Below are 24,311 nucleotides of genomic sequence, written 5' to 3'. Positions count from 1 at the left end.
CCATCCGCTAACAGATGTCAAAACGCACAATACTCATTCTGTTCATTCTCAGCAGCTTCACTCTGACCACCACCGTCGAGGCCCAGTGGCAGCCGGTCGGTTTCTTCGGGACCGTGAACGGACTTGTAGGGACGGGAGGCGTCCTGTACGCTTCGACCAATAACGGTATCTACCGCTCGAACGACAATGGCAGGTATTGGGTCAGGGTACCGACCTGGAATTATGGAATGCCTCTGGGCTTCACCTGCATTGCGACGATCGGCTCTACAGTATTCGCCGGCTCCGACGGCTCGTCGTTGGTGGCCCCGACGGATTGCGTCTTTCGTTCGAGCGATCAGGGAAATAGTTGGTCGGGCGCCAGCAGCGGCCTTTCACAATATTCGGTGACCGCGCTTGCTTCGAGCGGCACGGTGATCTACTGTGGCTTGCGCGATAGCGGCGTGTATCGCTCGACCGATCTTGGCGCACACTGGACGCCGGTGAATACAGGGATCGCATACCGCGGTGTGGTATCGCTGGCGGCCGACGGCGACCGCGTGTTCGCGTTCGCATACGCTGGGCTCAACGGCGGGATCTATCGGTCGCTCGATCGCGGAGCGCATTGGACGTTCATCCGCCCAACCGAATATCTTGTAAATGCGATCAATATTGCGGGTGATACGATCATCGTGGGTCGAGGCGACGGCGTCATGCGCTCGCTTGATGGCGGCACGACCTGGAGCGACAGTACAATTTGGAATCGAGCCGTCATCGGGCTTGCGCATGCGGGAAATGCGGTGGTGGCGGCAACACGCGACTCGGGGTTGTACCGATCGACCGACGGAGGGCTGAGTTGGGAATCGGCAAATACCGGAGTGCCGGACACCATGATCACAGCGATCACCGCACGTTCTGGACTGCTGTTCGCCGCGACGATATCCGGAGGCACGATCCTCGCATCGAGCGATTTCGGAGCGCACTGGAATACTGTTCATTATGGCGTGTCGATCTACGGTACGGGCCCGATTACCTCGCTTGGCTCGACGCTCCTCATGCCAGGCTATGGAGGGGTGGTCCGTTCGGTCGATGAGGGCCAGAATTGGATCTACAGTTCACCGGACACCTCCGGGCTACTCTCCCCATATAATTTGTTTGCGACACGCAGCGGGACAGTGTACACGTCGAACAACACGAACATCTTCCGGTCCGACGATTCCGGCGCGACATGGAAACGACGTGACAATGGCATACCGCCCACACAGACACTATTCATCGGCGAGGCCGGGAAAAACCTGTTCGCGGGATTGTTCGATAGTAGTATGTATCGCTCCACCGATGGCGGCAATACATGGGCGGATGTGAGCAGCACGATGCCGAAGAAGACGCTTATCTGCTTCGCTTCGGACGACACGGCCATATTTGTCGGGACGAACAGCGGCGTGTTTGTTTCGACGGATAACGGCGCATCATGGGCTGCAAGCGGAAGCGGGACGGTGGGGGAGCATATCGCCTCACTTGTCGCTACGCGAGAAGGAGTGTATGTGAGTTCACAGTACAACGGTGTATTCCGCACGACGGATCGCGGTGCCAACTGGTCGCATATCGCGACACCACTCGGCGATTCGAATTACATCGTGTTGTTTTCGCCCGATCGCACGACGCTCTTTCTCGGCGGGTGGTACACCGGTTGGTTCTCGACCGATCAAGGCCAGGAGTGGGTACAGATTACTCTTGGCACATATTCGAATCTGGCGATCGGCGGAATGGCGCTGACCGGGGATAAGCTCTACCTGAGTTCAAACAATTACGGACTCTGGACCCGCTCGTTCTTCCAACTGGATGTACCGCGAACGACGCTATCGCAATCATCGCCTCTTCTTTCGGTTTCGCCGAACCCGGCCGACCTACGAACGACGATTCATATCGGTCAGCAGGATAATGGCACTGGCACGACGATCTGGCTTGTCGATGCAGTGGGCAGAGCGGTATATATGCGCGATGTGATCGGCGCAGCGGGAGACCAAAACTGTACACTCGACCTCAGTGGCCTGGCGTCGGGCATGTATCGCTGCGTGGTCAACGCTGGGGGTAGTATCTCGCAGACGCCGTTAGTGGTGCGGCATTGAGACATCGCGGGCTTCGTAGGGTATCTCTACGGAAGCTACTGTGCCGGATAGGTGAACGTCAGTCAGGATGGGAAACGCTTGGCCTTGTCGCCGAGGAGTACGTCGCCGTCTATGCAGAGAATGGAGATATAAAGCATAGCCATAGCTAACGCCGTCTGCGGGGGGGAAGAGTGAGCGTGTAGCTGGGCATCGCGATGTAACAATACGGAGTACGACGAGGTTGATTCTATAAATAGCACTTCATAGTCGCATAGAAGGATGCAAAGCAAAATCACCGTAAGTATATTCTTGCTCTTCGTGAGTGGAATCATTGGGTTTGGACACCGCACCGCTATGGCGCAGTGGTTGCCGACAAATGGACCGTACGGTGGCCGGGTAGTATGCTTTGCAGTCAAGGGATCCGATGTTTATGCAGGAACGATCGGCGGAGGGCTATTTAGATCGGTCGACGGAGGCGTGAGTTGGTCACGGAGCGCAACGAACCTCCTGATAGGTAGTGTCAGTGCCTTGGCATCAACACCTCAACTTGTGTACGCCGCGGGGGACTTCGGGTTCTTCCGATCGTCCGACGATGGGGCTTCATGGGTTTCGGTAAGCGATGGGCTTGAGGGAGAACTGGTTCAAGCGCTCGCTGCAAAGGATGGCGTGGTGTTTGCCGGTACTCGAAGCAACGGTGTATTTCGCAGCACAAATAATGGTGCAAGCTGGACATCTGTCAGTACAGGACTTACGAAACTTGATGTTCGAGCACTCGCCATTCTCGGCCAGCGGGTTTATGCATGTCTATACGGGGGCGGTGTGGCTGCGTCTGAGGATAACGGAGATACGTGGCTCGCTTTGAATACCGGATTGACGAATCTGCACACGAACAGCATTGTGGGGGTCGGTACAAGCCTCTTCACAGCAAGCAACTCCGTCTTTAGGTCAAATGACAGTGGCAAGACTTGGGCAGAACTTCGCACTGGGCCTTATCTGCTCGGACCGACTGCACTTGCAACGCTTGGTTCGAAGCTTATTGTAGGCACCAGATCCGGGCCATTTGTTTCTACCGACAATGGTGATTCTTGGGCGATTGACACTCTGGGGTTGCAGGACAAAAGCATATTAGCCGTCGCAGTTGCGGGTGGTAATCTTTTGGCAGGCACCTACAATTCCGGCATAGCCCGATCCTCGGACACGGGTAGGGGTTGGAACACAAGTAACGACGGGCTTGGGAATACATTCGTATACTCTCTTTATGCTCGAAATGGCACCTTGATCGCAGGGGCCGTTGATGGATCGGTGTTTCGTTCAACGGACAGAGGAGATACATGGAGCACGACTCGTCGCAGCGTGTCACTCGATGGTGTCTATTGCTTTGCTGCCGCCGACGGCGATCTCTACGCCGGGACCCATAGAGAGGGAGTCATCCGTTCCTCTGACGACGGGAATACTTGGGTGCGCACGGGTCCTGCATTCAGCAATGTGACAGTCAGTTCAATTGCGAGCAGGGATTCCATACTGTTCGCAGCTACGACAGCCGGACTATATCGTTCGACGGACAAGGGGAGCTCCTGGCAGGCAGACTCCGTTGTTCTGGGTTGGTCAGAATCAGTCTGCATCTCGGGGGACACCATCTGTGTGGGGACACGCGATGGGCTCTACGTGTCTGTGGATCGTGGAGTAAGCTGGACTCATGAATATCAATTGAAGCTTGGAGTCGCCTCTTCACGTGCTGTTAACGCCGTAGCGTTCAGCGGTCAGTATCTGCTCGCAGGAACGGAAGGTGGGATTTTTCGATCATCCGATCTTGGGACTACCTGGTCCGCCGCATTCAATGGGATGGTCGACTCATCTGTGATCAACTTTTGTGTCGTCGGTGGTTCAGTATTTGCCGTCTCCGGCCTTGGGTATCTCTATCGATCGAACAATGATGGTGCATTGTGGACGAGCATGGACGATGGGCTTCCTGGCCCGTATGGCAAGACGCTCATCCAGTCGGACAGCGAACTGTTTGTGGGCCTTTGGGGCTATGGAGTCTGGAGGCACTCTCTTCGAGAACTAGGGGTCGAACGAGGAGAAACACCACAGAGTCAAGTATTGACTCTGTGGCCTAACCCGTGCGCTTTGCGTCTGGGGATCAGTTACCACATGCCTTCCGCGTCGATGGTGAGAATCGAGATCCGAGACGTCCTTGGCAAACTCGTACTTTCACGCAATGAAGGATTTGAATCTGCAGGCGCGCACTCGCATTCCATCGACCTGACGAATGTCCCGGATGGAACTTACAATATTTGGGTTCACACACAAGAAGAATCGATGGACGGGCTGCTCATCGTCAATCACTAGTGACATTCGGGATAAGTTTCCTTACCGCTTCTTCGGTTCGTTGCATGAGGTCCATTTCGCGATTGCGGTCGCCGTCGATGCTCGTATCGACGCTGAGGGGTTTGCCGATCGTGACGGTAATGGTCATGTTCGATCTCGGCAGACGCTCGAAGCGGTTGTGGACATCGAACGTGCCGTGTATATGCACCGGTACGACGTTCGCGCCGCTTTCGTAGGCCAGATGAAATGCGCCGCGCTTGAACGCTTGCAGCTTCCCATCGTGCGTGCGTGTCCCTTCGGGGAAGAGCAGCACCGATGCGCCGGCTTTGATCTTTGTGACGGCTGCGTTCAGCGTGCGTTTTGCCTTGACCGCATTCCCGCGGTCGATAATGAGAAACGGACTTGCCCAGAGCGACCAACCCCAGATTGGGATTTTCGTCAGCGTATGGCGAAGCACGAGGCGAATATCTTTGGGGATCGCAACAAACACGGCCGGAATGTCGGTATAGCTCGCGTGATTAGCCGCGAAAATGTAATGCTCGGATTTCGAAAGATGCCCGGCGCCACGAACGACCACACGCAGCCCGAACAACGTAAGAAATATCCGCGACCATACACGGGCCATCGAACAGTAGAGCCGACCGCTGCGATCGACGAGCGCCGCCGGGATCGACAGCACCGAGAGGATCACGGTGGCGATAAGAAACACGATGGTTGCGAGTATACGGCGAATCATGCGGTAATTGGTTCGGCCTAATAACACAATAGGACGGACTGAGAGTCCGTCCTATCATAGATACTGGTCACGCAGTGGCTCCGGCTAACAGCCGGCGCTACTACGATACAATTCGGCCGTTACTTCGTGGCGGAAGCAATCGCGGAATAGTTGATGCCCGAGGCGGCAGCTTTGATCTCGTCGAGTGTTGTGCCGGTATGACCCTCGGTCACGACAAACACACGGTCGTTGACGATGACGCCGATCGTCCCTTGGTTACTCTTCTTCTTCCAATCGACCCACGCCGGAAAGCCGCCGATCTTGTCGGTATGCATCGACTCGTCGTTCGACTCCATGTTCATATTCATCATGGCAGAGTATGCCGTGCTCAGACCGGTGATGTAGTTGTAATCGTAGATTCCGATCTTAATGGTTTTCTCGCCATTCTTGTAGGTTGCATTCGCATGGGACCACTTCTGTCCCTGGAGATCCATCTCCATGGTTTCCGGCTCGCCTTCGATCGTATACCCAGACGGCGCGACGAGTGCGCCGGCAAGCGTCTTGGCCGGGATCACTACGCCGGGCGTATGCGCACCGCCAGCGGCAGCAGGCGCGGTCTGTTGCGCCATTTGCTGCGCCGCCTTCTGCGCAGCATCGGCAGCTTCTTGTGCTTTATCTTCTTTCTTTCCGCAGCCGGTGCCGATGAGGGCAGCAGCAATGAGGGGGATCGCAAACAGCTTGAGTTTCATAGTTCGAAGCATTAGTGAATATGTGGGTTCAAAAATAAGACAAAATTGGAGTCTGGCTGTTCGGAGTGTGGCGGAGCAAAATCGTATTCAAAGTGCTCCGACGATGACCGTCCCTAAATAAAACAACAACATTCCCAAGAACACCAGCAGCGGAATGCGTCGACCTTTGGTCTTATTGATCTCCGGGATGAGGTCGCTGGCGCCGACATAGAGCGCAGCACCGGCCGACAATGCGAACAGTACGCCGATAATATGTGCGTTGATCTCGATGAAGAGATAGACGAACATCGCGCCGAGGATCGTTGCAAGTCCGAGCGAGTAGGTCGCTCGTTTTGCCGCGCCGGTACTCTTATTCCCGGCGGTCATGACACTGGCGACGGTTAGACCTTCGGGGATCTTGTGCAGCAGCACGGCGATGCAGGTAAGCACGCCCATTTCGGGATGTGCGTTGCTGATCGAGGCAATCGCCATTCCGTCGAAGAACGCATGCAGCGTCAGCCCGCCTACGGCGCCGAAGACGGAGGTATGGGCGACATGCGGATGTTCGTGCGTCTCTTCGCCGAAGTGAAAATGCTCGACGACCGTATGTTCGAAGAAATGCAGTAAGCTGAACCCGAGCAGGATAAACAAGGCGGACGTGCTCTCGTTTTCGGTCAGATGGAAACTCTCGGGGATGAGATCGAGGAATACCAGAGCAAGGATAAACCCCGCGCCAAGCGCCAGCAGCGCACGCTCCCACGTATGCGGAAACTTCCGCGCCCGCAGGGCGGAAAGTCCGCTGGCAACCTGCGCGGTCGCCGCGACGATACTAAGAATCAGCCCGAGAAGCATCGGCAGTGATAGGTGCGTTGGCCAACACAACAGGGGCATGGGGTCGCTGGTTCGGGGAGGGAGATTGCGCAGGCCAAGATGTTGCGTTGGGGTTGTGGGAGTGGCTATGTCTGGTAGACAACGTCATTCTGAGCACATTCGCTGTGCTCAGTGTAAACTCCGCGAAGAATCCCTTGATGAAACGCAGCGAGGCTCCGCCATAGGGATTCTTCGCTTCTGCTCCTGTGGTCGCAGAAGAATGCTCAGAATGACGTCTGCGTAAACCGTTGCGTTGTCTATTCAAACGGAACCACTGCGGGCCTGTCGAACTCTAAACGCACCACTCCGTGTAACTTTCACTCGTCAGACGCATTCTATATCCAGCGAGCCCACTCGCAGATCATACACCAGCTCAAGAGAGATCATGAACATTCGAGTCCTACTCATATACATCGCTGCGTTGGCATTTCTAAGTGCTTGCAAAAGCGACCCGGCTACGTCAACGACGAGCAATTCGAACAATGCGTTGGAGGTTCTGCCGTCAACGATACACGCAACACGCTATACTACCGTCGCAGTGAGCGCCCGCATGAACGGCGTTGCGCAGAGTGACGTGTACTACACCTTCGATTTTGGTGATGGAGCGGGTGTTACCCCCCCGACGGGGTCTCAGATCGAGCACTTCTTTCTTACACCTGGTACGTTCACCGTCACCGCCAAGGCCTTCGACCGATTCCGGGATACACTGCTCGCAAGCACAACGGTACCTGCAATTGTCGACGATACGATCCACTGGATGAGCGTTACTCCACATCAGGTTGACACCTCGGTGATCACGACGGACAGTACGCTCCGCCTCGGCATTTTGCCTCCAGTGTTCTCTGCGTACTCGAATAGTAAGTACGTGTCCTCGGTTTCGATACACGTTACGACGACCGGTCTGGATACGGTACTCGCTCCGATGGGAGCATTCTCCCAGCCAACACTCTTTCGTCTTGGGACATACAAGATTGTGTACTCAGCATTCGATCAGGCAAATAACCTCTTCGGCCGCGATTCTGCAACGGTCACACTCCGCAAACGATAGTGGCGGATTCTGCTGAATGCCGTTAAGATTTATTACAGAGCATGTTGTCAAAGGCTCCGCCCACGGTTGTGCGGGGCCTTTCGTTATTGGCACAGTTGTTGAACGCAATCCGGTCAATGCGCCGTACTTCCGTGGTTTTCATGGTGGCCGTCCTGCAGTTCGCCGCGAACTCGGTGACAGCTCAGACTCGTCCGAACGGTATCGAGAAAAGCTGGAATGTGCATGAAGCGCTCGTCCGCTTATCCTCCTTAGGATTTTGGCCCGACACTTCTGCGACACCACTTAGTTCAAAGAATCGTCAGGCAATCGTCGCCTTCGAGAAAGTACAGCGCTTGAAGCGCACCGGGAAACTCTCAGATTCGGTTGCCATGGCCATCCGTCGCGCCGAGCGTCCGCTCGCACGCGACTCGATGCACCGCTTACACATGGAAGTGGACCTCAATCGGCAGGTATTATTCGTTGTGGATTCGGTGGATCACGTCTGGCGAATCCTCCCCGTATCGACGGGCAACGGTCAGAAGTTTTTCTATCCCGAAAAGGGATGGGAGTATGCACGTACGCCGCGCGGTACGTTTCGCATTTACTACAAAGTAAGCGGCTGGAAAAAGAGCGAGCTCGGAATGCTCTACGACCCGATGTACATTCGCGGCGGCTTTGCGATCCATGGCGCGCAAAGCGTGCCGGCCGTCCCGGCATCGCACGGCTGCATCCGCGTGCCGATGTTCGCTGCGGCAACACTCTTTCGCATGATGTCCGTCGGAACGCCGGTGGTGGTCTTCGGAGAGAACCCGAAATCGAAAGACTGAGTATCGACTCGCGCAACAGATCGATCCGTTGCCAACTACCCTCGGGCCAGACGCGCTTTGAGGAAATGCTTTCCGTCTTCCAGGCCTCGGAAGAGGAATTCGCGCAGTTCGAGCCGCACGTCTTTCGACATCGTCCGGTATCCTGCGACTGCCTGCACCGTCATGGAGACCAAAAATGCGACGGCTGCTCCGATCAGATGCAGATGCGGCATCAACGCAAACGCAAGTGCGACGTTGACGACGAGCGAAGAGAGGATGATGCGAAATACCTCTTTTACTTTCCCCATGCCGACGAGCGCGCTCATCGAAACCATCACCGACGGCAGAATCAGACCCGTCGCGATCAGTACTCGGAAGACATTGATGCTGACGTCGAACTTCGAACCGTAGAGAAGATGGAAAATAAACGGAGCGACCACGATCAACACGATACACATCGGCACCATGAGCAGGAACAGGAAACTCGCCGCTTTTTCAATGATCTTCTTGAGCGTCGCGAAGTCGCCGGCTGCATAGTATTTGCTCGATGCAGGAAAGACGAAAATGCCCTGCGTATCGCGCAGTACGTCAAACCCTTTGAAGAAGAACTTCGCCACTTGATAATTGGCTAACGCCTCGACACCAAGGATCGAGCTAATCAGAAGGCTGTCGAGATTCTGTTGTGCGACGTGCACCGTTCCGGTCGCCGTTTGGTATCGTGTGAACTCGAAAATCTTCTTCGTCATCGACTTCGAGAATCGTGGTTTGAAGATGATGTCGTGTCGTGCTGCAATGATCGAATACACAGAGCTCAGCGTGGCGGAGATGATCGTAATGAAGATCACGTCGGATGCCGTCGAGAGTTTTCCGGAGAATGCAAGGATCGTCACGACGACGCTCGAACCCCCGAAGTAAATGAGGTCCATGAAGAAGAGCTCTTTTGTATGGAAGCGCATCTGAAAAATCTTGCTTGCGACCACACGCGGGATCGTGACAATCGTCAGCAACACGAGGCTCGGGATCAGCCCGGGCAGCGAAGGCGCTTTCATCAGTTCGCCGAATGCAGCAGGGAAGAGTGCGAACGTGCCGAGCACGACGGCGAGGAATGCGAAGAACAGTCCGGATGTCGCCGTGAGCAGTTCGCGCAGGTCGTTGGCGGGATCGACGCCGAACTTGACGACGGCCTGGAGTGCGAAGCTGTCGGCGAAGGTAAAAATCATCCCAAAGATCACCTGGAACAGACTCAGTTCGCCGCATTCGATCTTGGGCATGACCTTAAAGACGAGCACGGTCGTCACGACGCCATAGACCGCAGGCAAGAGCTTCGTCGCGAAACCCCATGCGCCTTTACCGAGATGTTGGGAAAATTTCAAGAGTTCAGAGTGCGTTGAGAAATTCTTCAGTCGAGATCTCTGCATCCCGCAGTGCGCCTTTGAGCGTAAAACGGTCGACAGGATTGTGGTACGGAATGATGATTACACGGCCGTCCTGATGCACGAGTTTCACATGCGAGCCGCGTCGATGCGATTCTTGAAAACCTAAGCGTGTAAGAGCCGCGATCACCTCGCGGGCGTGCAATAGCGGAAGCTTCATAACGAAAGCTCGACAACCTCGTGGTCCTCGTCGACAACAAGATCGACCGGTTCGACTTCGAGGTAGAGTTCTATCGCCTCTCGGATGTTAGCGATCGCTTCGTCTCTCGTGCGACCTTGAGACCAGCATCCTTTTAGCGACGGACAATGAGCCACGATAAAACCGTCCTCACCCTTTTCCAAGACTACTTTGATGGTCATATCAATTGTACCTCGCGTGGAAGTGAATGGTTCCTATTAGCCCATTGCCTCGAGCAACGCTTCCGCTCGCCGGTCGATGTCGAATTGCTTCACGTATTCGCTCGCGCGGCGGCGATCGTCGCTGGTCGCCTCGAAGCTCCTGCGGATCGCGGCTGCGACGGCTTGGATGTCCGTACGGTCTACCACGTAGCCTGTTTCGCCGGTGACTTCGCGCAGGCTCGGCACTTCGCTCACGACCGGGATGCAGCCGCAACTCATCGCTTCGGCAGTCGCGACACCGAAGGTCTCGTCCATCGAAAGCTGACAGTACGTCGATGCGGTGTGATAGTATTCGAGCAATGTCTCATACTTCACGGGCCCTTCGGTGATGGTGATGTTCGATAGCCCCGCCGCCTCGTTGCGTGCATGTATGAGTGCTTCGCCACGAATGCCGACAAGTTCGAACCGCACATCGGGCATTGCTGCGGCGGTCTTGATGAACACGTCGATGCCTTTGAGCAGATAGTCGAGAACGATATCGAGTTGGGTGACGGTGATCGCAATCGGCTGACGCTCGCGGTCGGAAAAGGGAAAACGTTTCGTGTCGACAGCGTTATAGATCACCTCGCTCGGCCCGTGATGCACCGAGTTCGTATCGAGCAGATGCTGTGCGTAGTTGCTCACGGGGAATACTCTCGTCGCGAAGCGATGCGTGTTGCGCACGAGAAACCACCGCAGCGGCCGCACGCGCGCGCCGCTCTTGACCTCCGGGATATACGTCACATCGAATCCGCCGGCAACGACATACACCTTCTTGCCGAGCAGCCGGGCGACGATCGTCGGGATGAGCGAATAATAGTCAGCGAACCAGAAGAAGAGGGCCTGCGAGCCGAAGATCTTTCGGATGATCTCCCACTCCATTTTCAGCAGGTTCATCGCTGCCGAGCTTCCACGCCCGACATTGGCATCGACGAGCCGCAGCGTATGCCGGCGACTCAAGATCTCAATATCGTTCTGGACGAACCTCGATTGTGCGGGACCGACGAACGTAATGATCATCAATGATGTGTGAAGCGTGAATGGTGAATGTCGAAATGAATTTCATCCTTCATTCTGCATCATTCGTCCGTTCCCTTAGTATGCATCTCCAAAGAGCAGTTTGTCGCCGATCGGGAAGAAATGGAAACTGACCATCCGCTTCTTGCCGCCTTTGGTCAGATCGATTTGGTAATGCAGCATCTGGCCCGACGGTGTATCTTTCGATTTGAACATCGCGAAGTACTGCTGATGCATCTCGTCCGGGAAATCGGTATAGAACTTCTTGAACTTCGCCAGCACGTCGGCGACGCGCTTCGCTTCGTCCGGATTCTTGAGGTCGCAGGCTTTAGTCCAGGCCCAGACTTTCCCGGCACCGGTGTTGAAGGCGATCAGCGGCGCGGCGCTGTCGGCGTTGTTCGCAAGTGCATAGCGCTTGAGGTCGTTGATGCGGGCGTACATCTCGTCCGAAAGCGAATCGCGTACGACCTGCGAGATCATGACGACATCTTCGCGGGGCATCTTGCCCATGCCGCCTTGCGCAAAGGAGTTCGTCGAGAGAATGTTTAGCGCTGCTGCGAGCGCAAGAAGCGAGAGAATTTGTGTGGCTTTCATGATCGTGTTCCTAACCGTATTCTTCCATCGTCATTGCGACCGAAGGAAAAAATCTGTGACGACACACGTTCGGCGGTCGATCGGTGCGGCACCAGATTCCTCACATCGCTGCACTCCGTTCGGAATGACAACGAGAAAACAACTCTTCCGCGACCGTTTTCGGTGCGGAATTCGTTTGATGATACAACAATCCCATAATTCGTTTTATGTCGCAAAAATTTCAGAATAATATTGCCGGCAAATGGGTCGATGCCACCGGCGGCAAAATCTTCGAGAACCGCAACCCTGCCAATTGGGACGATGTGATCGGGACATTTCCACTCTCGACGCCGCACGACGTGGACGAAGCCGCCCGTGCTGCGGCGGAGGCATACAAGACATGGCGGCTGGTTCCGGCACCGGCACGAGGCGAGATCATCCGCAAAGCAGGCGAACTCATGATTGAGCGTAAGGACGAGATCGCCGCTATCATGACTCGCGAAATGGGCAAGCCACTTGCCGAAACAAAAGGCGATGTGCAGGAGGGAATCGATACCGCATTCTACTGCGCCACCGAAGGCCGGCGGTTGTTCGGCTATAACACGCCGAGCGAGTTGCCGAACAAGATGAATCTCTCGTTCCGCGTGCCGGTCGGCGTCTGCGGACTCATCACGCCCTGGAATTTTCCGATGGCGATCCCGACCTGGAATCTGTTTCCGGGGTTGGTTGCGGGTAACACGTTCGTCTTCAAGCCCGCAGAAGATACGCCGCGCACGGCAAATGTGCTGCTCGAGATCTTACTCGAAGCCGGATTGCCTGCCGGAGTAGTCAATATCGTCCACGGCATCGGCAGTGTTGTCGGCGCGGCAATCGTCGATCATCCGCGGATCACGACGATCAGCTTCACCGGCTCGACAACGACCGGGAAGACGGTTGCCGAGAAATGCGGCGCACGCGCAAAGCATGTCTGCCTCGAAATGGGCGGCAAGAATGCGCAGATCGTGATGCCCGACGCCGATCTCGAACTTGCGTTGACGGGTGTGCTCTGGGGCGCCTTCGGCACGACGGGGCAGCGTTGCACCGCAACGTCGCGGCTGATCTTACATGCAGATATTCATGACAAGTTTGTCGAGATGTTGCGAGCGCGCGTTTCGACGCTGAAACTTGGCGACGGGCTTGTTGCCGGGACGGAAGTCGGTCCGATCGTAAACGAAAAACAACTGCGCAACGTCGAGCGCTACGTTCGCATCGGCAACGACGAAGGCGCCAATTGCCTGCTCGGCGGCAAGGCTGCGACCGGACCCGGATTAGAGAAGGGCTGGTTCTTCGAGCCGACGATCTTTACCGGCGTGACGCCGACAATGACCATTGCAAAAGAGGAGATCTTCGGGCCGGTGCTGTCCGTGTTGAAGTGTCACTCACTCGAAGAGGCGATCGAGATCACGAATAACGTGATCTATGGTCTTTCGTCGAGTATCTACACGCGCGATATCAATGCAGCCATGCTTGCCGTGCGCGACATCGAAGCGGGCATTACATACATTAACGCTCCCACCATCGGCGCCGAAGCGCACATGCCGTTCGGCGGGACGAAAGCAACAGGCAACGGCCACCGCGAAGGCGGCTGGGCTGTCTTCGATTTCTACACCGAATGGAAGTCGGTCTACATTGACTACTCCGGCCATCTGCAGCGCGCGCAGATCGATAATTAGCGCTTCAGCCGGAGACGATCGCCGATGCATGCGTCGGCGGATCGGCGACCGCAGCGATCGTGATCGTTGGTTCGTACACGTGCGAGACGAGTTCGGGACAACGCATACACGCTGCGCGACCTTCCTGCGCCCACCATCTGCAATCGGGTCTGATGCTGCAGATGGGAAGATCGTCGGTGACCGGCGGTAATAACTGGACGACTCGTGTTGCAAGCGTGCAATCGTGTCCGTCGAAGTGCTGACACTTCGATTCGGCACAGGTCCCGGTGAACCGAAAGACGAGCGCAGGATCAGCCGGTGCGGCAAGTTCGAGAATCTCCGGCGTCACCGGTACGGGCTTCTGTAACGGAGTCAGTACCGGTTTCTCTCCCGAACGATCGATGACGCCAAAGACCTGCGCACCCGGCATATCGGGCCATACACTTGGGCAGAGCATTCCCTCCGCCTCAGGCAGTGCGTGAGGTTCGGTTGGGTTCACCGCGAGAATCCTGCCTCTTTTAATCCGGTTTTCACTTCGTTGACGGCGTGCGTGCCGAACTTCGTGTCGGCGATGATGCCGATCCAGATCGGTCCATGCGGTCCGCCGACAGGAATATGCGGATTCTCGTCGATCCAAATCCCGATCCAGTGCTTGTCCGGTACGCTCGATATCGTGCCTTCGCCGGCGACAATATGCTTGGTGTCGAAGCCGTGTTGTTTGAGCGTGTTCGCAGCGGAGATGGCGGCAATCTTCGCCAGTTCTTCTCGTGTCTTGATCGTTGACGTTGCCATAGTAGTAGGTGATGTGTAGTTGCAATGAAATACCACCGTCGGCCGACGGGCGTATACGATCGTGACCATTCGTAGCGGGCGCCTGTGTCGATGGAATGAGTACGGACGAATATATGTGGCTATGCACGAAAACCGCCTCACAAAAACCTCACGTAGTGCGTGGAAATTTCTTCGGAGAATACGACTCAGCGTACTAACGCCTCGTGCGCGCGGCCGAGCAGACGCCCAAGGATCGCTTGTTGTGTGCCGTAGAGCGTCTGCAATTTTGCACGATAAAGCTGTACCTTGCGCGCGAGGACGTCGCGTTGATGTGCATGTGTAATGAGGCTTTGGAGCCCTTGCAGTGCCAGCGTCTGCGGATGATCGCTGCGCATGCCGCGGCGTGCGAGCCATCGCAGGACAACTTCCGTCTCTGCTGTCGCCGCACCAAACTCGTCTTTACCCGGAAAGAGTGCGAACGGGAGGATGGACCGGTAGAGCCACTCCTGTGTGAAATCCGGCCGGGGTAGTCGGGCATGTGCAACGGTAAGTTGTGCGTGCGCCTGGTCAACTTCCTGCGGTGTGCCGTTGAGGATGCGGTGTTCGAGCATCAATAGGCGCATGCGAAAGAGTGTCGCAAGATCGCGGCCGTTCGTTTCGATCTGCGCATCGAACGCATCGGCAATCGACGCAAACCGATCGTCTTCTTCGAGTGCGAGCAACGATGCGCATTTTGCAAGTATGATCGCCGGAGGCTGCGAGTCCAGATGCAGATCGTTCGGATACGCGCGACGACATACGTCTAATGCCGACGCATGCTCACCCTTGAATGCATGGCGAAGTGCTTCGAGAATATGCGGGTAATCGCGCACGAACGGTTCGCGCTGACAGGGGGCAGTTTCGCCGATCGTTCGGATTCGTTCGATCAGGCTCGAGACGAGTCGTGGTTGGCGGTCGGCGAGGATGAGGTTGTATGCATAGGTGAACGAGAAGCGTGCTTCACAGCATGCGTCGTTCGAATTGCGAAAGAAACGATACGCCGATGCAAGCGCGCGAATCGTGCGGTTGCGTTTGTCGTGCAGCGTGCCGGAGATATCGGAATATGGCGAGAGCGCCTGCGTAACGATCGCATAGAGGAATACTTCCTGGTCGGCTGTCGTGGCAGCGCCGCGTTTTGTGTGGGCGTCGTGCTTGCGAGCATATTCGACCAGCACGTTACTGTCGACGATATTGGCGGGCAGTTTGTTGAAGACGATCGACGACGCGCGGTGATAGAACGACGTCATGCGCTCGGCGGATGCGCGCTGATCGAGTAATTGGCGTTCGATGCGCCGAAGTTGCGGCATCACCTGATCGAAGAGTCCGCGTTCGGCCATAAACTCCGCAACGTCCTCCTCGCTTCCTCCGGCGCAATGTGCCATCACTTTCCGCCAGACGGCGTGGGCGCTCAGATTGAGCTGTCGGTTCGTTTGTCCGAAGCGCTTCAGGAGTTGGGACCGTGTCACGGCGGGATTCGATCGTACGGCCTCGACCAATTCCGCTTCTTCCGGGGTGAGATGTTCACCGATGGTTCGGAGTTCGTCCGAATGCAGAACCGGAATTAGTTTTGCGATCTTGATGGGGCGATCAGCCATAAGTACTTCGATGTGGGGAACCCTTACCAGCCGCTGGTGGTCGTGCGGGGCGATCTCGCATGGGTGATAGAGATGTATACAGGTGACGCTGCCGATCGGATGCGACCGCAACGATCACTGCGCCACACGCGCGTCGATGATGTAACCATACATAGGACCGCGCGATGCAGACAGGACGAACAGGCTCCCCAAACGATGGTTCTCTCCGCCTCTGCGCGGGCTGCGTTGTTGCGCCGTTGTGTCTACACGAACTACCGTCTAATGATCGGTATAATGTCCTTGCGCAAAACGGCACACATACCTCCTCCGAAGCACGAAGGCTCGGAGGCTGAGCGCTGCCGGCGCGAGTGGATCCGGCGACCGAAACGATCGGTGCTGCGCTGAGCGGATAGGGTGGCCGATGTGTCTGTGTCGATTGCATCGAGCGATGCAATCGACAGAACCATCATTACTCTCACATCGCACGGGGAATACCCGAGCGCGTAAACGTATTGATACCCATGCAAGCGCTACGAACCGTAGCGGGTTTCGGCCACCCCGATCCACTGCTTGTTTTCCCGTGGCACGATTGCATTGCGCACGCGTCGAGCGCGTCCGCGGAACATCCGCATGCTGTGAGCATTGCGAATGTGCAACAACGCGTTGCGAAATTACGGGACGGGAAATCGAAAAAAAATATCAAAATTCAAGCAGAATCGCAGGAGAACGCATGCCGATCATAGCGGCATTCGACGAATGTGCAGGAGGAACGCGAGCGAGCTTAGAGGCGAAGACCCAGGTTGCCTTGCAGCGTCACGATACGCCACGGCCCGTGTGCTTCGGAACCGTTGCACACATCCTGGTAATCCGAGAGGACCGTTGTCAGCGGGTAGCCGAAACGCGCTTCGAAAATGAGATCGTGCGTGCTGATCTGCGCAAGCCGGAAGCCAAGACCGGCCCGAAGATCGAGACGTACCTTGTGGTATTCCGTGGTCGGCCCCCACTCCGAATACTCATCCACCCCTGGCCCCTGTTTGTCGGTCAGGCTGGTCGTCGAAATACCGGCGCTCAGACCGATCAGGAAATACCCGTTGGTACGGGGCGATTGCAGCTTGGCGAACACCTCCATTAATGCGTACGAGAAATAGTGCGTCACCGGCACCGTAACCGCAATGGTATCGGTCTGCGGATGGATGAGCTTGCATGCGCCATCGTTTGAAGATGCACGCATATCCTGATACGCAAAGTCGATATAGAGGCCAAGCGGCTGGCGGTCGGGCGCGAAGTCGAAGGCGATGCCGAGGCCATACCCCACGCCGGCGGCGCTTTTCGGGAATGCCTGGCCCGATTGCAGATTGTAGCTGAGTGTCGCATACGGCATCACGCCGAGCTTGCGAACGAGCGCCATATCCTGGCGGCGCTTCTGGATCGAGCTCGCTGTATCGTGCACCGTGGGCGTTGCAGGCCCCTGGGCATAGGCGGTGTCGCCGAACACGATCGTAAGCGATGCGAGAACGCATGCAAGAGGAAGGATGATACGACGTAGGCGGTGCTGCATCATTTCTTAATGATATCGAATTCCGATTCTCAGATCGAACACGACGGTGTTCTTGTCCGTGTTCAAATTAAACTGTGGTTCCACCGACGCACCGAGGGATGCGTCCCAAGATGCAACAAGCGGAAGGTAGTATTCGGCTCCCACCGGAATACCGATTCCGAGCGTTGTCGTCCAGACGGTGAAATCGACGCCGATCTTCGGTTCGAGTCCGGCGCGGCCGCTCACATGGTCAAACATTCCCGGCATGAATACCAGAAAGCCGAAGCCGAAGCCGAAGTGGCCGAGACTATAGGTATCGTTATTGAACCACCGCTGATACAAGATCGCTTCGAGGTCAATCGTACCGAGCGCGTCGCGGTACATGACGGCAAGATCCGGTCCGTGCTCGCCGGTACCGCTTCGCCAGCCGTAGCCGACGTCGAGCCCGACAGCCGGCGCGTAGCGATGCATCGGCGTTCTGGCGCTATCGGTCTGTGCGTGTGCCGCGCCGAGCGCGACCAGCAGAATCAAAAGCGAACACCCTCCGGCTGCGGACAGCCGAAGGGTGCGATGAAGGAATACGAACCGGCGACCTACCACGCGTAGCCGAGATAGACGGCAGGATAGATCAGCGTGCTCGTAAATTTAGAAAGACTTTCTCCGCCGCTCACACCGATACGAAACGACAACGCCGGTTCGATCGAGAACTGACCGAGCATCAGTTTGTACGCCCCTTCGGCGCCAATCATGAGGATGCGTGAACTGCGCACTAACTTCGAATTACTATAGAACAATACTTCGAGCGCCGGCCCGACGCTAAGCCCTTTGACGGGCTGATCGTCCGTCAGATAAAAGCGGTACGCTGCGCCGAGCCCGTAACCGGAATAATCATTGGTATTGAGTCCGTAAATAAAACGGCCGACGATGCTCTGGTCGTCACCGATACGAGTTTCGTACTGCGCCTGCACGAGCGTCGGAAGGCCAGCGAACGCAGCGCCGACGGCGATGGAGTTCTTCGCTCGCTGCGCGAATGCAGTGCTGCTGCCTGCAAGAGTGAGGGCGAGCAACGCGAGTACAACAACGGATGAAATGGAATGTAATCTGCGCATGGTGTGAATAACGATCTGCGTGTCCGAGAAATTGTCTAACAGTAATGACCCTGCAAATATACGGTAGTTTCGACACGCAGTTTTGTTTACCAACCGCCGGGTCCGGCAACCCATCGATTGGTTTTAGAAATTATTGGGAGACAATGCGTATCTTTGTATTTTGTAATATGTTCGCGGAAGAAATATGAGGTGAGCCATCTCTGCGATCATTCTTCATCGTTTCATCGACGGCCTCGGGGTCGGCGATGAGTCGTTACTAGCTACAGACATGAAAACATTCGTTCTTCTCGCTGCCATGGCGGCATTCGCACAGGGTGCATTTGCACAAGGGCATTCGGCGCAGGTCGATGACGGTGCAGGCCACTACTCACTCATCACCGGTGCTAATCCGGGCGGAACGTTCGTACTACCGTCGGGCGGCGGCACGCTGCTGGTGCAAACTGGGCCGGGCGTATCGTCGGCATGGCTGACGACGGGCAATCTCAGTACAACGGCTGGTACGAATTTTATCGGCACGCTCGATAATCAAGCCCTCGACGTGCGTACGAATAATGTCATTCGGCTGCGACTCAATACCAATAGCAGTATTCAGCGTGACGCAGGCGGCGATCCGCGCGGCAGCGAAGCGATCGATCTGCAAGTCACGCGCAGCGCGACGACTGAGGTCGCAAGCGGGACGCAAAGCGTCATCGGCGGCGGACAACTCAACACCGCATCGGGTTGGTGGGGGATCGTTGCCGGCGGTTCGCAGAACACGGCAAGCGGAATTCTCTCGGTCGTCTCCGGCGGTGGCGGCAACAATTCGACAAACTTGTACACGGCCGTCAGCGGCGGACAGTACAACACCGCTTCGGCGCAATACTCGAATATTGGCGGCGGACGGTTGAACACCACCAGCGGCGACTATTCGAACATTGGCGGTGGCGGGTCCAATACTGCGAGCGGACTCTATTCTTCGGTTACCGGCGGCGGCAATAATAACGCGAGCGGATATGCTTCGTCCGTGAGCGGCTATCAGAATACCGCGAGCAATCCATATTCGACCGTTGGGGGCGGACTCCAGAATACCTCGAGTGGCAATGTGTCAACCGTTGGCGGCGGCAGCACCAATACCGCAAGCGGAGGTTGGACGTCGGTGAGCGGCGGAACGAACAATACCGCAAGTGGGACTGCCTCGTCAGTCGGCGGCGGCCAGTTCAACGTTGCCAGTGGTGTCTATTCCTCAATCGGTGGCGGCGATTCGAGTGCGGCCAGCGGATTTGCAGCGTCGGTCGGCGGCGGATATTACAATCTTGCGACAAACGACTACGCAGCTATCGGCGGTGGCGATTCGAACTCGGCGAGCGGCATGAAGAGTGCGATCGCGGGCGGCTCGATGAACCAGGCGACAAATTTCTTCTCGGCGATCGGTGGCGGCGATGGGAACGTCAACAACGCAACATTGTCGTTCATCGGCGGCGGCCGAGGTAACTCGGCTGGTGTGAGTGATACTTGGTCGACGATCGGCGGCGGAAACCTGAATTCGATTGCGGGCTTCTCGACCTGGAGTACGATCGGCGGCGGTCAAAGCAATTCGATCAATAATGTTTCCTGGGGGACGATCGGCGGCGGACAAAGCAATTCTGCAACCTCCGTATGGTCTACGATCGGCGGCGGACAATCGAACTCCGCAACGAATCCGTGGGCCACGATCGCCGGTGGGAATGCCAATGCAGCTAACGGACCGTGGTCGAGTGTTGTCGCCGGACATGGGAATACGGCGTCATGGGTATGGTCATTTGTCGGAGGCGGTAATAACAATACGGCCGGGGGCAATGGCTGGAGCACGATCGTCGGTGGTCAGAACAACTTGTCATCGACCGGCGCGTTTATCGGCGGCGGCGAGTCAAATAATGCCAACGCGTTTGAAACAGTTATCGCCGGCGGCAATGGTAATGCAGCAACCGGCGCTTGGGCCAGTGTCGGCGCAGGTGCGAGCAACAGTGCGATCGGTACATGGTCGCGCGTGAGCGGCGGCCAGAGCAACAGCGCCACGAATGCCTGGGGATTCGTTGGCGCCGGACAATCGAACTCAGCCGGAAATACCTGGTCGACAGTCACCGGCGGGCAAAGCAACACCGCGAACGGAACATGGGCTGCGATCGGTGGCGGACAAAGCAACACCGCAAGCGGAACATGGACCTCGGTCGCGGGTGGGCAGAACAATACTGCTAACATGGCATGGGCGTCGGTTGCCGGCGGATATCTGAATACCGCAAGCGGCACCTGGTCGGCCATCGGCGGCGGCACGAACAATACTGCGAGCGGCACATGGTCGTTCGTCGGCAGCGGTTGGAACAACCAGGCGTCAGCCAGCGCGTCAAGCATCCCGGGCGGTATCGACGCCAAGACCACGCAGTTCGGCCAGATGAGCCAAGCCTCGGGTGCGTTCGCAACCGCAGGCGATGCACAGACATCGGTCTCGGTGCTCAAAGCCGCTACGACCGATGCAACGCCGACAAACCTCATGCTTGAGACCGTGATGGGCGATGAGTTGACAGTACCCGCGAACACCGTGTGGTCGTTTCGTATTCTTGTCGTAGCCAATCAGCAGGGGACGGCGAACACGTGCGGTTGGGAGATCAAAGGTGTTGTGTTCAATGCCGGCGCCGGAGCGACATTGATGGCGGGTTCGACCGTCACCGCACTTACGTCGGCCGTTCCGGCCGGCTGGAGCATTGCGCTCGGCACGACGGGCAACGATATGAACATCACTGCCACCGGCGTCGCTGCGACGAACATTCGTTGGGTTGCGCGCGTCGAAACCAGCGAAGTGCAGTACTAATTATTGTGGACCAGCGTCCGCACCGAACGCCGCCCTGCTACTGTTGTAGGGCGGCGTTTCTGTTTGATAGCAGACGCCTCAGTCTCTTGCCGACCAGACGTTTGGGATGAAGTATCGATCGATCCGTGAGATGGTGGAGCCCGAATTGCAGCGATGGCGCCGTGTGCGCCGCGTCGCGGCAGTCGGCTACATCGTGCTCAACGCCATCTATATGGTGTATCGGTTTACGATCATCAATCCGCATTCGCTCCTGCTCTCGTGGTCGTACTTCGTTGCCGAATCGTTTCAGTTCGTCCTCGGGCTCACCTATATTTTCATGTCGTGGCAGTTCCGCCGCCGCACGTCGTTGCCGCCATTGCCCGGGGCGAGCGTCGAGGTATGGGTGCCGGTCTATCGCGAACCGCTCGATGTGATCCGCCGGACTCTCGCTGCGGCGAGGCGGATCGACTATCCGCACGACACACGCGTCTTTGACGACGGCAGACGACCAGAAGTCAGAGCGATTGCCGAAGAACTCGGCGTCGCGTACTTCTCGAGGCCACAGAATATCGATGCAAAAGCCGGCAACTTGAATTTCGCGCTCTCGCAATCACGTGCGGAATTTATCATGGTCTTCGATGCCGATCACATTGCGTTGCCATCGGCCCTCGACGATTTGCTCGGATATTTTGCGGACGAAACGGTCGCGCTCGTGCAATCGCCGCAGGATTATTATAACACCGACGCATTTCAGTATTTCAACGCGAAGCGGCGCGGCGGAATCTGGCACGACCAGTCGTTCTTTTATTTGTTCGGTCTGCCGTCGATGGATCGCGACAACAGCGCGTCGTGTGTCGGGACCGGTGTCGTGTATCGCCGTTCGGCGCTCGCCGAGATAGGCGGCATCCCGACCGACACCGCGACGGAGGATATCCATACGTCGCTCAGACTCATGAAGCACGGCTGGAAGACCGTCTTTCATAACGACCCGGTCGCCTACGGCATCGCGGCAGCGAATCTCGAAGAGTATTACAAAACCCGTCACCGGTGGGCCCACGGCAATCTGCATGTGCTCTCGCTCGAACGCGTACCATTTACGAAGGGACTTACACTCAGACAACGTCTGCATCATCTCTCGCTCGGGCTGATCTACCTCGAAGGCTGGCAGCAGTTGTTATTGCTGTTGATCCCCGTCGTCGCGCTGCTGACCGGATGGCAGCCGTTCGTGATCACGCCGCTCAACGTATTGATCGTACTGTTCTATCCGCTCGTGAGCATACTGCTCTTACAAGAACTTGGAAGCGGATACTCGCGCATTTGGGCGAACGAGATCTTCTCGATGGCTCGATGGCCGGTGCATATCATCTCGGTGCTCGGGGTGTTCCGCCGTAAGATACTGTGGAAGACATCGAGCAAGCTCTTACAGACACAAACGACGATCAGCCGCGTGTTGCCCCAGCTCGTCATCTTTCTGCTGAGCGCGATCGGTCTTGGTGTTGCGATCGCAACGCTCATCGCTCATTTCGATTCGGGAATCCTACTGTCCGGACAAGTCTCTGACATGACGAAGCCGCTCGAACAAGGCTACACCGTCGATATTCTCGTTGTGGCAGGCGGGTGGGCGTTGTATAATATGATTCGCGTCGGGGTGTTCCTGAAGCGCGCATGGCATGTGAGCGATTCGAGCGATGAGCACTATCGTTTTACACTTCAGTTGCCGATGCGCTGTGACGGAGTAGCAGGGAAGATGTGGGTTGCCACCACATGGATCTCCGAGACCGCGCTTGCATTCGTCACCCGCGAAGTCATTGCAACAGGAAGCCGCATTCGCTGTGCGCTGCCGCTGCCCACCGGCACGGTCGATGTAACACTGCACGGAACGAGGACGCAGACGCGTCGCGACGGCACGACAGAGGTTGAGTGCAGTCTATCTACCGACGACGAACACTCGCAGCAACGGTTGATCGATGCACTGTATTCGGTGTACTGGTATCGTGATCTGCGTACGAACCGCCCGATCTTTCGAACGCCGTTGCAGTGGCTGGCCGGTCTGTTTCGCTCGACGTCGCTTCGGCGATATCGTGTGCTCGATCGATTTGCGGCACTTCGGTCGAACGACGGCGAACTCGTCTTTGCAATTGTTCACGACGAGGAAGCATCTCCGCTCCTGACGACATATCAAGCCCTTGTGATTGGCACACAGTACACACTGCACCGCAACGATTCGACATCGCAGGAAATTATTCGCATCAGGATTGTGAGCGAAGATTGCAGCGAGTGGCATCATCGCATCGGTGAGGAAGGAAATTCATCGCACCGATACCTCTTCGAAGTTGCTTCATCGATGCAGTGAGCAGTCGGAAACAGGTACTCTATGTTTGATTTTTCGGCCTGGCTTTTATATAGATACTTTTATCAGGTCAGTATGCGAAGCAACAGAGTTAATACTGTCTGACTGTGATAACCTGGTCGTCGCAGGTGATGCGAAGGCGGGAAATTCGGTGACGATTGCAAACTCGATCGTGAGCGGCACCAGCTCCGTTGTCGTAGCGACGTTCGTGTCGGCTGGCGGCGGCGGGACGGCAACATTCGTCAAGAGCGTCACTGCGGCAGCAGGCAGCGTCACCATTACGCTCGATGCGCCGGCGGTTAACGGAGACGTGATCAATTACATCGTCGTCAATCCGTAACCGCGCCTACAGAATGTAACACGAAGCAGTCGACACATTCTGCGCAAGGGCACACGGTAGTGTGCCCTTCTTTTTTATCCGTGTTAATAATGATAGGACTCTGACAAGCGGTTCACCGCAGCGATACTACTTCATGTA

At 56.5% G+C, this 24,311-nt stretch carries 22 protein-coding genes; 8 read left to right on the top strand and 14 right to left on the bottom strand.

Annotation, left to right across the window (positions count from 1 at the left end):
- Positions 1-14: 14 nt before the first annotated feature.
- Together JSS75_08855 and JSS75_08850 are read left to right on the top strand one after the other, a co-directional pair.
- The gene (locus JSS75_08855; GenBank protein MBS1903798.1) at positions 15-2,105 is read left to right on the top strand and encodes a hypothetical protein; all 2,091 of its coding nucleotides are present in this window, start codon (positions 15-17) and stop codon (positions 2,103-2,105) included.
- A 258-nt stretch (positions 2,106-2,363) separates the two neighbouring features.
- The gene (locus tag JSS75_08850) at positions 2,364-4,433 is read left to right on the top strand and encodes a hypothetical protein (protein MBS1903797.1); all 2,070 of its coding nucleotides are present in this window, start codon (positions 2,364-2,366) and stop codon (positions 4,431-4,433) included.
- Here the strand turns inward: JSS75_08850 and JSS75_08845 are convergent.
- From JSS75_08845 to JSS75_08835, 3 genes are all read right to left on the bottom strand, one after another.
- Positions 4,423-5,148: a 1-acyl-sn-glycerol-3-phosphate acyltransferase gene (locus tag JSS75_08845; GenBank protein MBS1903796.1), complete on the bottom strand. Its 726-nt coding sequence runs from the start codon at positions 5,146-5,148 to the stop codon at positions 4,423-4,425. The genes JSS75_08850 and JSS75_08845 overlap by 11 nt on opposite strands.
- A 119-nt stretch (positions 5,149-5,267) precedes the next feature.
- The gene (locus JSS75_08840; protein MBS1903795.1) at positions 5,268-5,876 is read right to left on the bottom strand and encodes a hypothetical protein; all 609 of its coding nucleotides are present in this window, start codon (positions 5,874-5,876) and stop codon (positions 5,268-5,270) included.
- Between the two features lie 87 nt (positions 5,877-5,963).
- On the bottom strand, positions 5,964-6,707 hold the full coding sequence (locus JSS75_08835; protein MBS1903794.1) for a ZIP family metal transporter: 744 nt from the start codon (positions 6,705-6,707) through the stop codon (positions 5,964-5,966).
- A gap of 403 nt (positions 6,708-7,110) precedes the next feature.
- Here JSS75_08835 and JSS75_08830 point away from each other — a divergent pair, with 403 nt between their 5' ends.
- Together JSS75_08830 and JSS75_08825 are read left to right on the top strand one after the other, a co-directional pair.
- Complete coding sequence (locus JSS75_08830) at positions 7,111-7,773, top strand: PKD domain-containing protein (protein MBS1903793.1); 663 nt, start codon at positions 7,111-7,113, stop codon at positions 7,771-7,773.
- 116 nt (positions 7,774-7,889) lie between these two features.
- Positions 7,890-8,579, top strand: a complete 690-nt coding sequence (locus JSS75_08825) for a L,D-transpeptidase (protein MBS1903792.1) — start codon at positions 7,890-7,892, stop codon at positions 8,577-8,579.
- A 35-nt stretch (positions 8,580-8,614) separates the two neighbouring features.
- Here the strand turns inward: JSS75_08825 and JSS75_08820 are convergent, their stop codons facing one another.
- From JSS75_08820 to JSS75_08800, 5 genes are all read right to left on the bottom strand, one after another.
- Positions 8,615-9,931: an oligosaccharide flippase family protein gene (locus JSS75_08820; protein ID MBS1903791.1), complete on the bottom strand. Its 1,317-nt coding sequence runs from the start codon at positions 9,929-9,931 to the stop codon at positions 8,615-8,617.
- Between the two features lie 4 nt (positions 9,932-9,935).
- Positions 9,936-10,151: a type II toxin-antitoxin system HicA family toxin gene (locus JSS75_08815; GenBank protein ID MBS1903790.1), complete on the bottom strand. Its 216-nt coding sequence runs from the start codon at positions 10,149-10,151 to the stop codon at positions 9,936-9,938.
- On the bottom strand, positions 10,148-10,351 hold the full coding sequence (locus tag JSS75_08810; protein MBS1903789.1) for a type II toxin-antitoxin system HicB family antitoxin: 204 nt from the start codon (positions 10,349-10,351) through the stop codon (positions 10,148-10,150). The genes JSS75_08815 and JSS75_08810 overlap by 4 nt, the downstream gene beginning before the upstream one ends.
- A 36-nt stretch (positions 10,352-10,387) precedes the next feature.
- Positions 10,388-11,389: a glycosyltransferase gene (locus tag JSS75_08805; GenBank protein ID MBS1903788.1), complete on the bottom strand. Its 1,002-nt coding sequence runs from the start codon at positions 11,387-11,389 to the stop codon at positions 10,388-10,390.
- Positions 11,390-11,464: 75 nt separating this feature from the next.
- On the bottom strand, positions 11,465-11,980 hold the full coding sequence (locus tag JSS75_08800) for a hypothetical protein (GenBank protein ID MBS1903787.1): 516 nt from the start codon (positions 11,978-11,980) through the stop codon (positions 11,465-11,467).
- Between the two features lie 206 nt (positions 11,981-12,186).
- Between JSS75_08800 and JSS75_08795 the strand changes: the two genes are divergently transcribed.
- The gene (locus JSS75_08795; protein ID MBS1903786.1) at positions 12,187-13,671 is read left to right on the top strand and encodes an aldehyde dehydrogenase family protein; all 1,485 of its coding nucleotides are present in this window, start codon (positions 12,187-12,189) and stop codon (positions 13,669-13,671) included.
- Positions 13,672-13,675: 4 nt separating this feature from the next.
- On the opposite strand, the gene JSS75_08790 is transcribed toward JSS75_08795, so the two are convergent.
- The 6 genes from JSS75_08790 to JSS75_08765 all read right to left on the bottom strand — a co-directional run bounded on the left by JSS75_08790 (position 13,676) and on the right by JSS75_08765 (position 18,680).
- Positions 13,676-14,107, bottom strand: a complete 432-nt coding sequence (locus JSS75_08790) for a nitrogen fixation protein (protein ID MBS1903785.1) — start codon at positions 14,105-14,107, stop codon at positions 13,676-13,678.
- A 38-nt stretch (positions 14,108-14,145) separates the two neighbouring features.
- Positions 14,146-14,442: a hypothetical protein gene (locus tag JSS75_08785; GenBank protein MBS1903784.1), complete on the bottom strand. Its 297-nt coding sequence runs from the start codon at positions 14,440-14,442 to the stop codon at positions 14,146-14,148.
- A gap of 185 nt (positions 14,443-14,627) precedes the next feature.
- A complete protein-coding gene (locus JSS75_08780) occupies positions 14,628-16,055 on the bottom strand; it encodes a hypothetical protein (GenBank protein MBS1903783.1) in 1,428 nt (475 codons plus the stop codon).
- Between the two features lie 760 nt (positions 16,056-16,815).
- Positions 16,816-17,592, bottom strand: a complete 777-nt coding sequence (locus JSS75_08775) for a hypothetical protein (GenBank protein MBS1903782.1) — start codon at positions 17,590-17,592, stop codon at positions 16,816-16,818.
- Between the two features lie 6 nt (positions 17,593-17,598).
- Positions 17,599-18,102: a hypothetical protein gene (locus JSS75_08770; GenBank protein MBS1903781.1), complete on the bottom strand. Its 504-nt coding sequence runs from the start codon at positions 18,100-18,102 to the stop codon at positions 17,599-17,601.
- A 62-nt stretch (positions 18,103-18,164) separates the two neighbouring features.
- A complete protein-coding gene (locus JSS75_08765) occupies positions 18,165-18,680 on the bottom strand; it encodes a hypothetical protein (protein MBS1903780.1) in 516 nt (171 codons plus the stop codon).
- Between the two features lie 268 nt (positions 18,681-18,948).
- Between JSS75_08765 and JSS75_08760 the strand changes: the two genes are divergently transcribed.
- The 3 genes from JSS75_08760 to JSS75_08750 all read left to right on the top strand — a co-directional run bounded on the left by JSS75_08760 (position 18,949) and on the right by JSS75_08750 (position 24,173).
- Positions 18,949-21,504, top strand: coding sequence for a hypothetical protein (locus JSS75_08760; protein MBS1903779.1), 2,556 nt, complete (start codon positions 18,949-18,951; stop codon positions 21,502-21,504).
- 106 nt (positions 21,505-21,610) lie between these two features.
- The gene (locus tag JSS75_08755; GenBank protein ID MBS1903778.1) at positions 21,611-23,836 is read left to right on the top strand and encodes a glycosyltransferase; all 2,226 of its coding nucleotides are present in this window, start codon (positions 21,611-21,613) and stop codon (positions 23,834-23,836) included.
- Positions 23,837-23,984: 148 nt separating this feature from the next.
- Complete coding sequence (locus JSS75_08750) at positions 23,985-24,173, top strand: hypothetical protein (protein MBS1903777.1); 189 nt, start codon at positions 23,985-23,987, stop codon at positions 24,171-24,173.
- Positions 24,174-24,311 lie beyond the last annotated feature (138 nt).

It is taken from the genome of Bacteroidota bacterium (genome assembly GCA_018266755.1).
Classification (GTDB): Bacteria; Bacteroidota; Ignavibacteria; order Palsa-1295; family Palsa-1295; genus JAFDZW01.
Note: the sequence above shows the minus strand (reverse complement) of the source record. Positions and strands in the feature narration are given on the sequence as shown.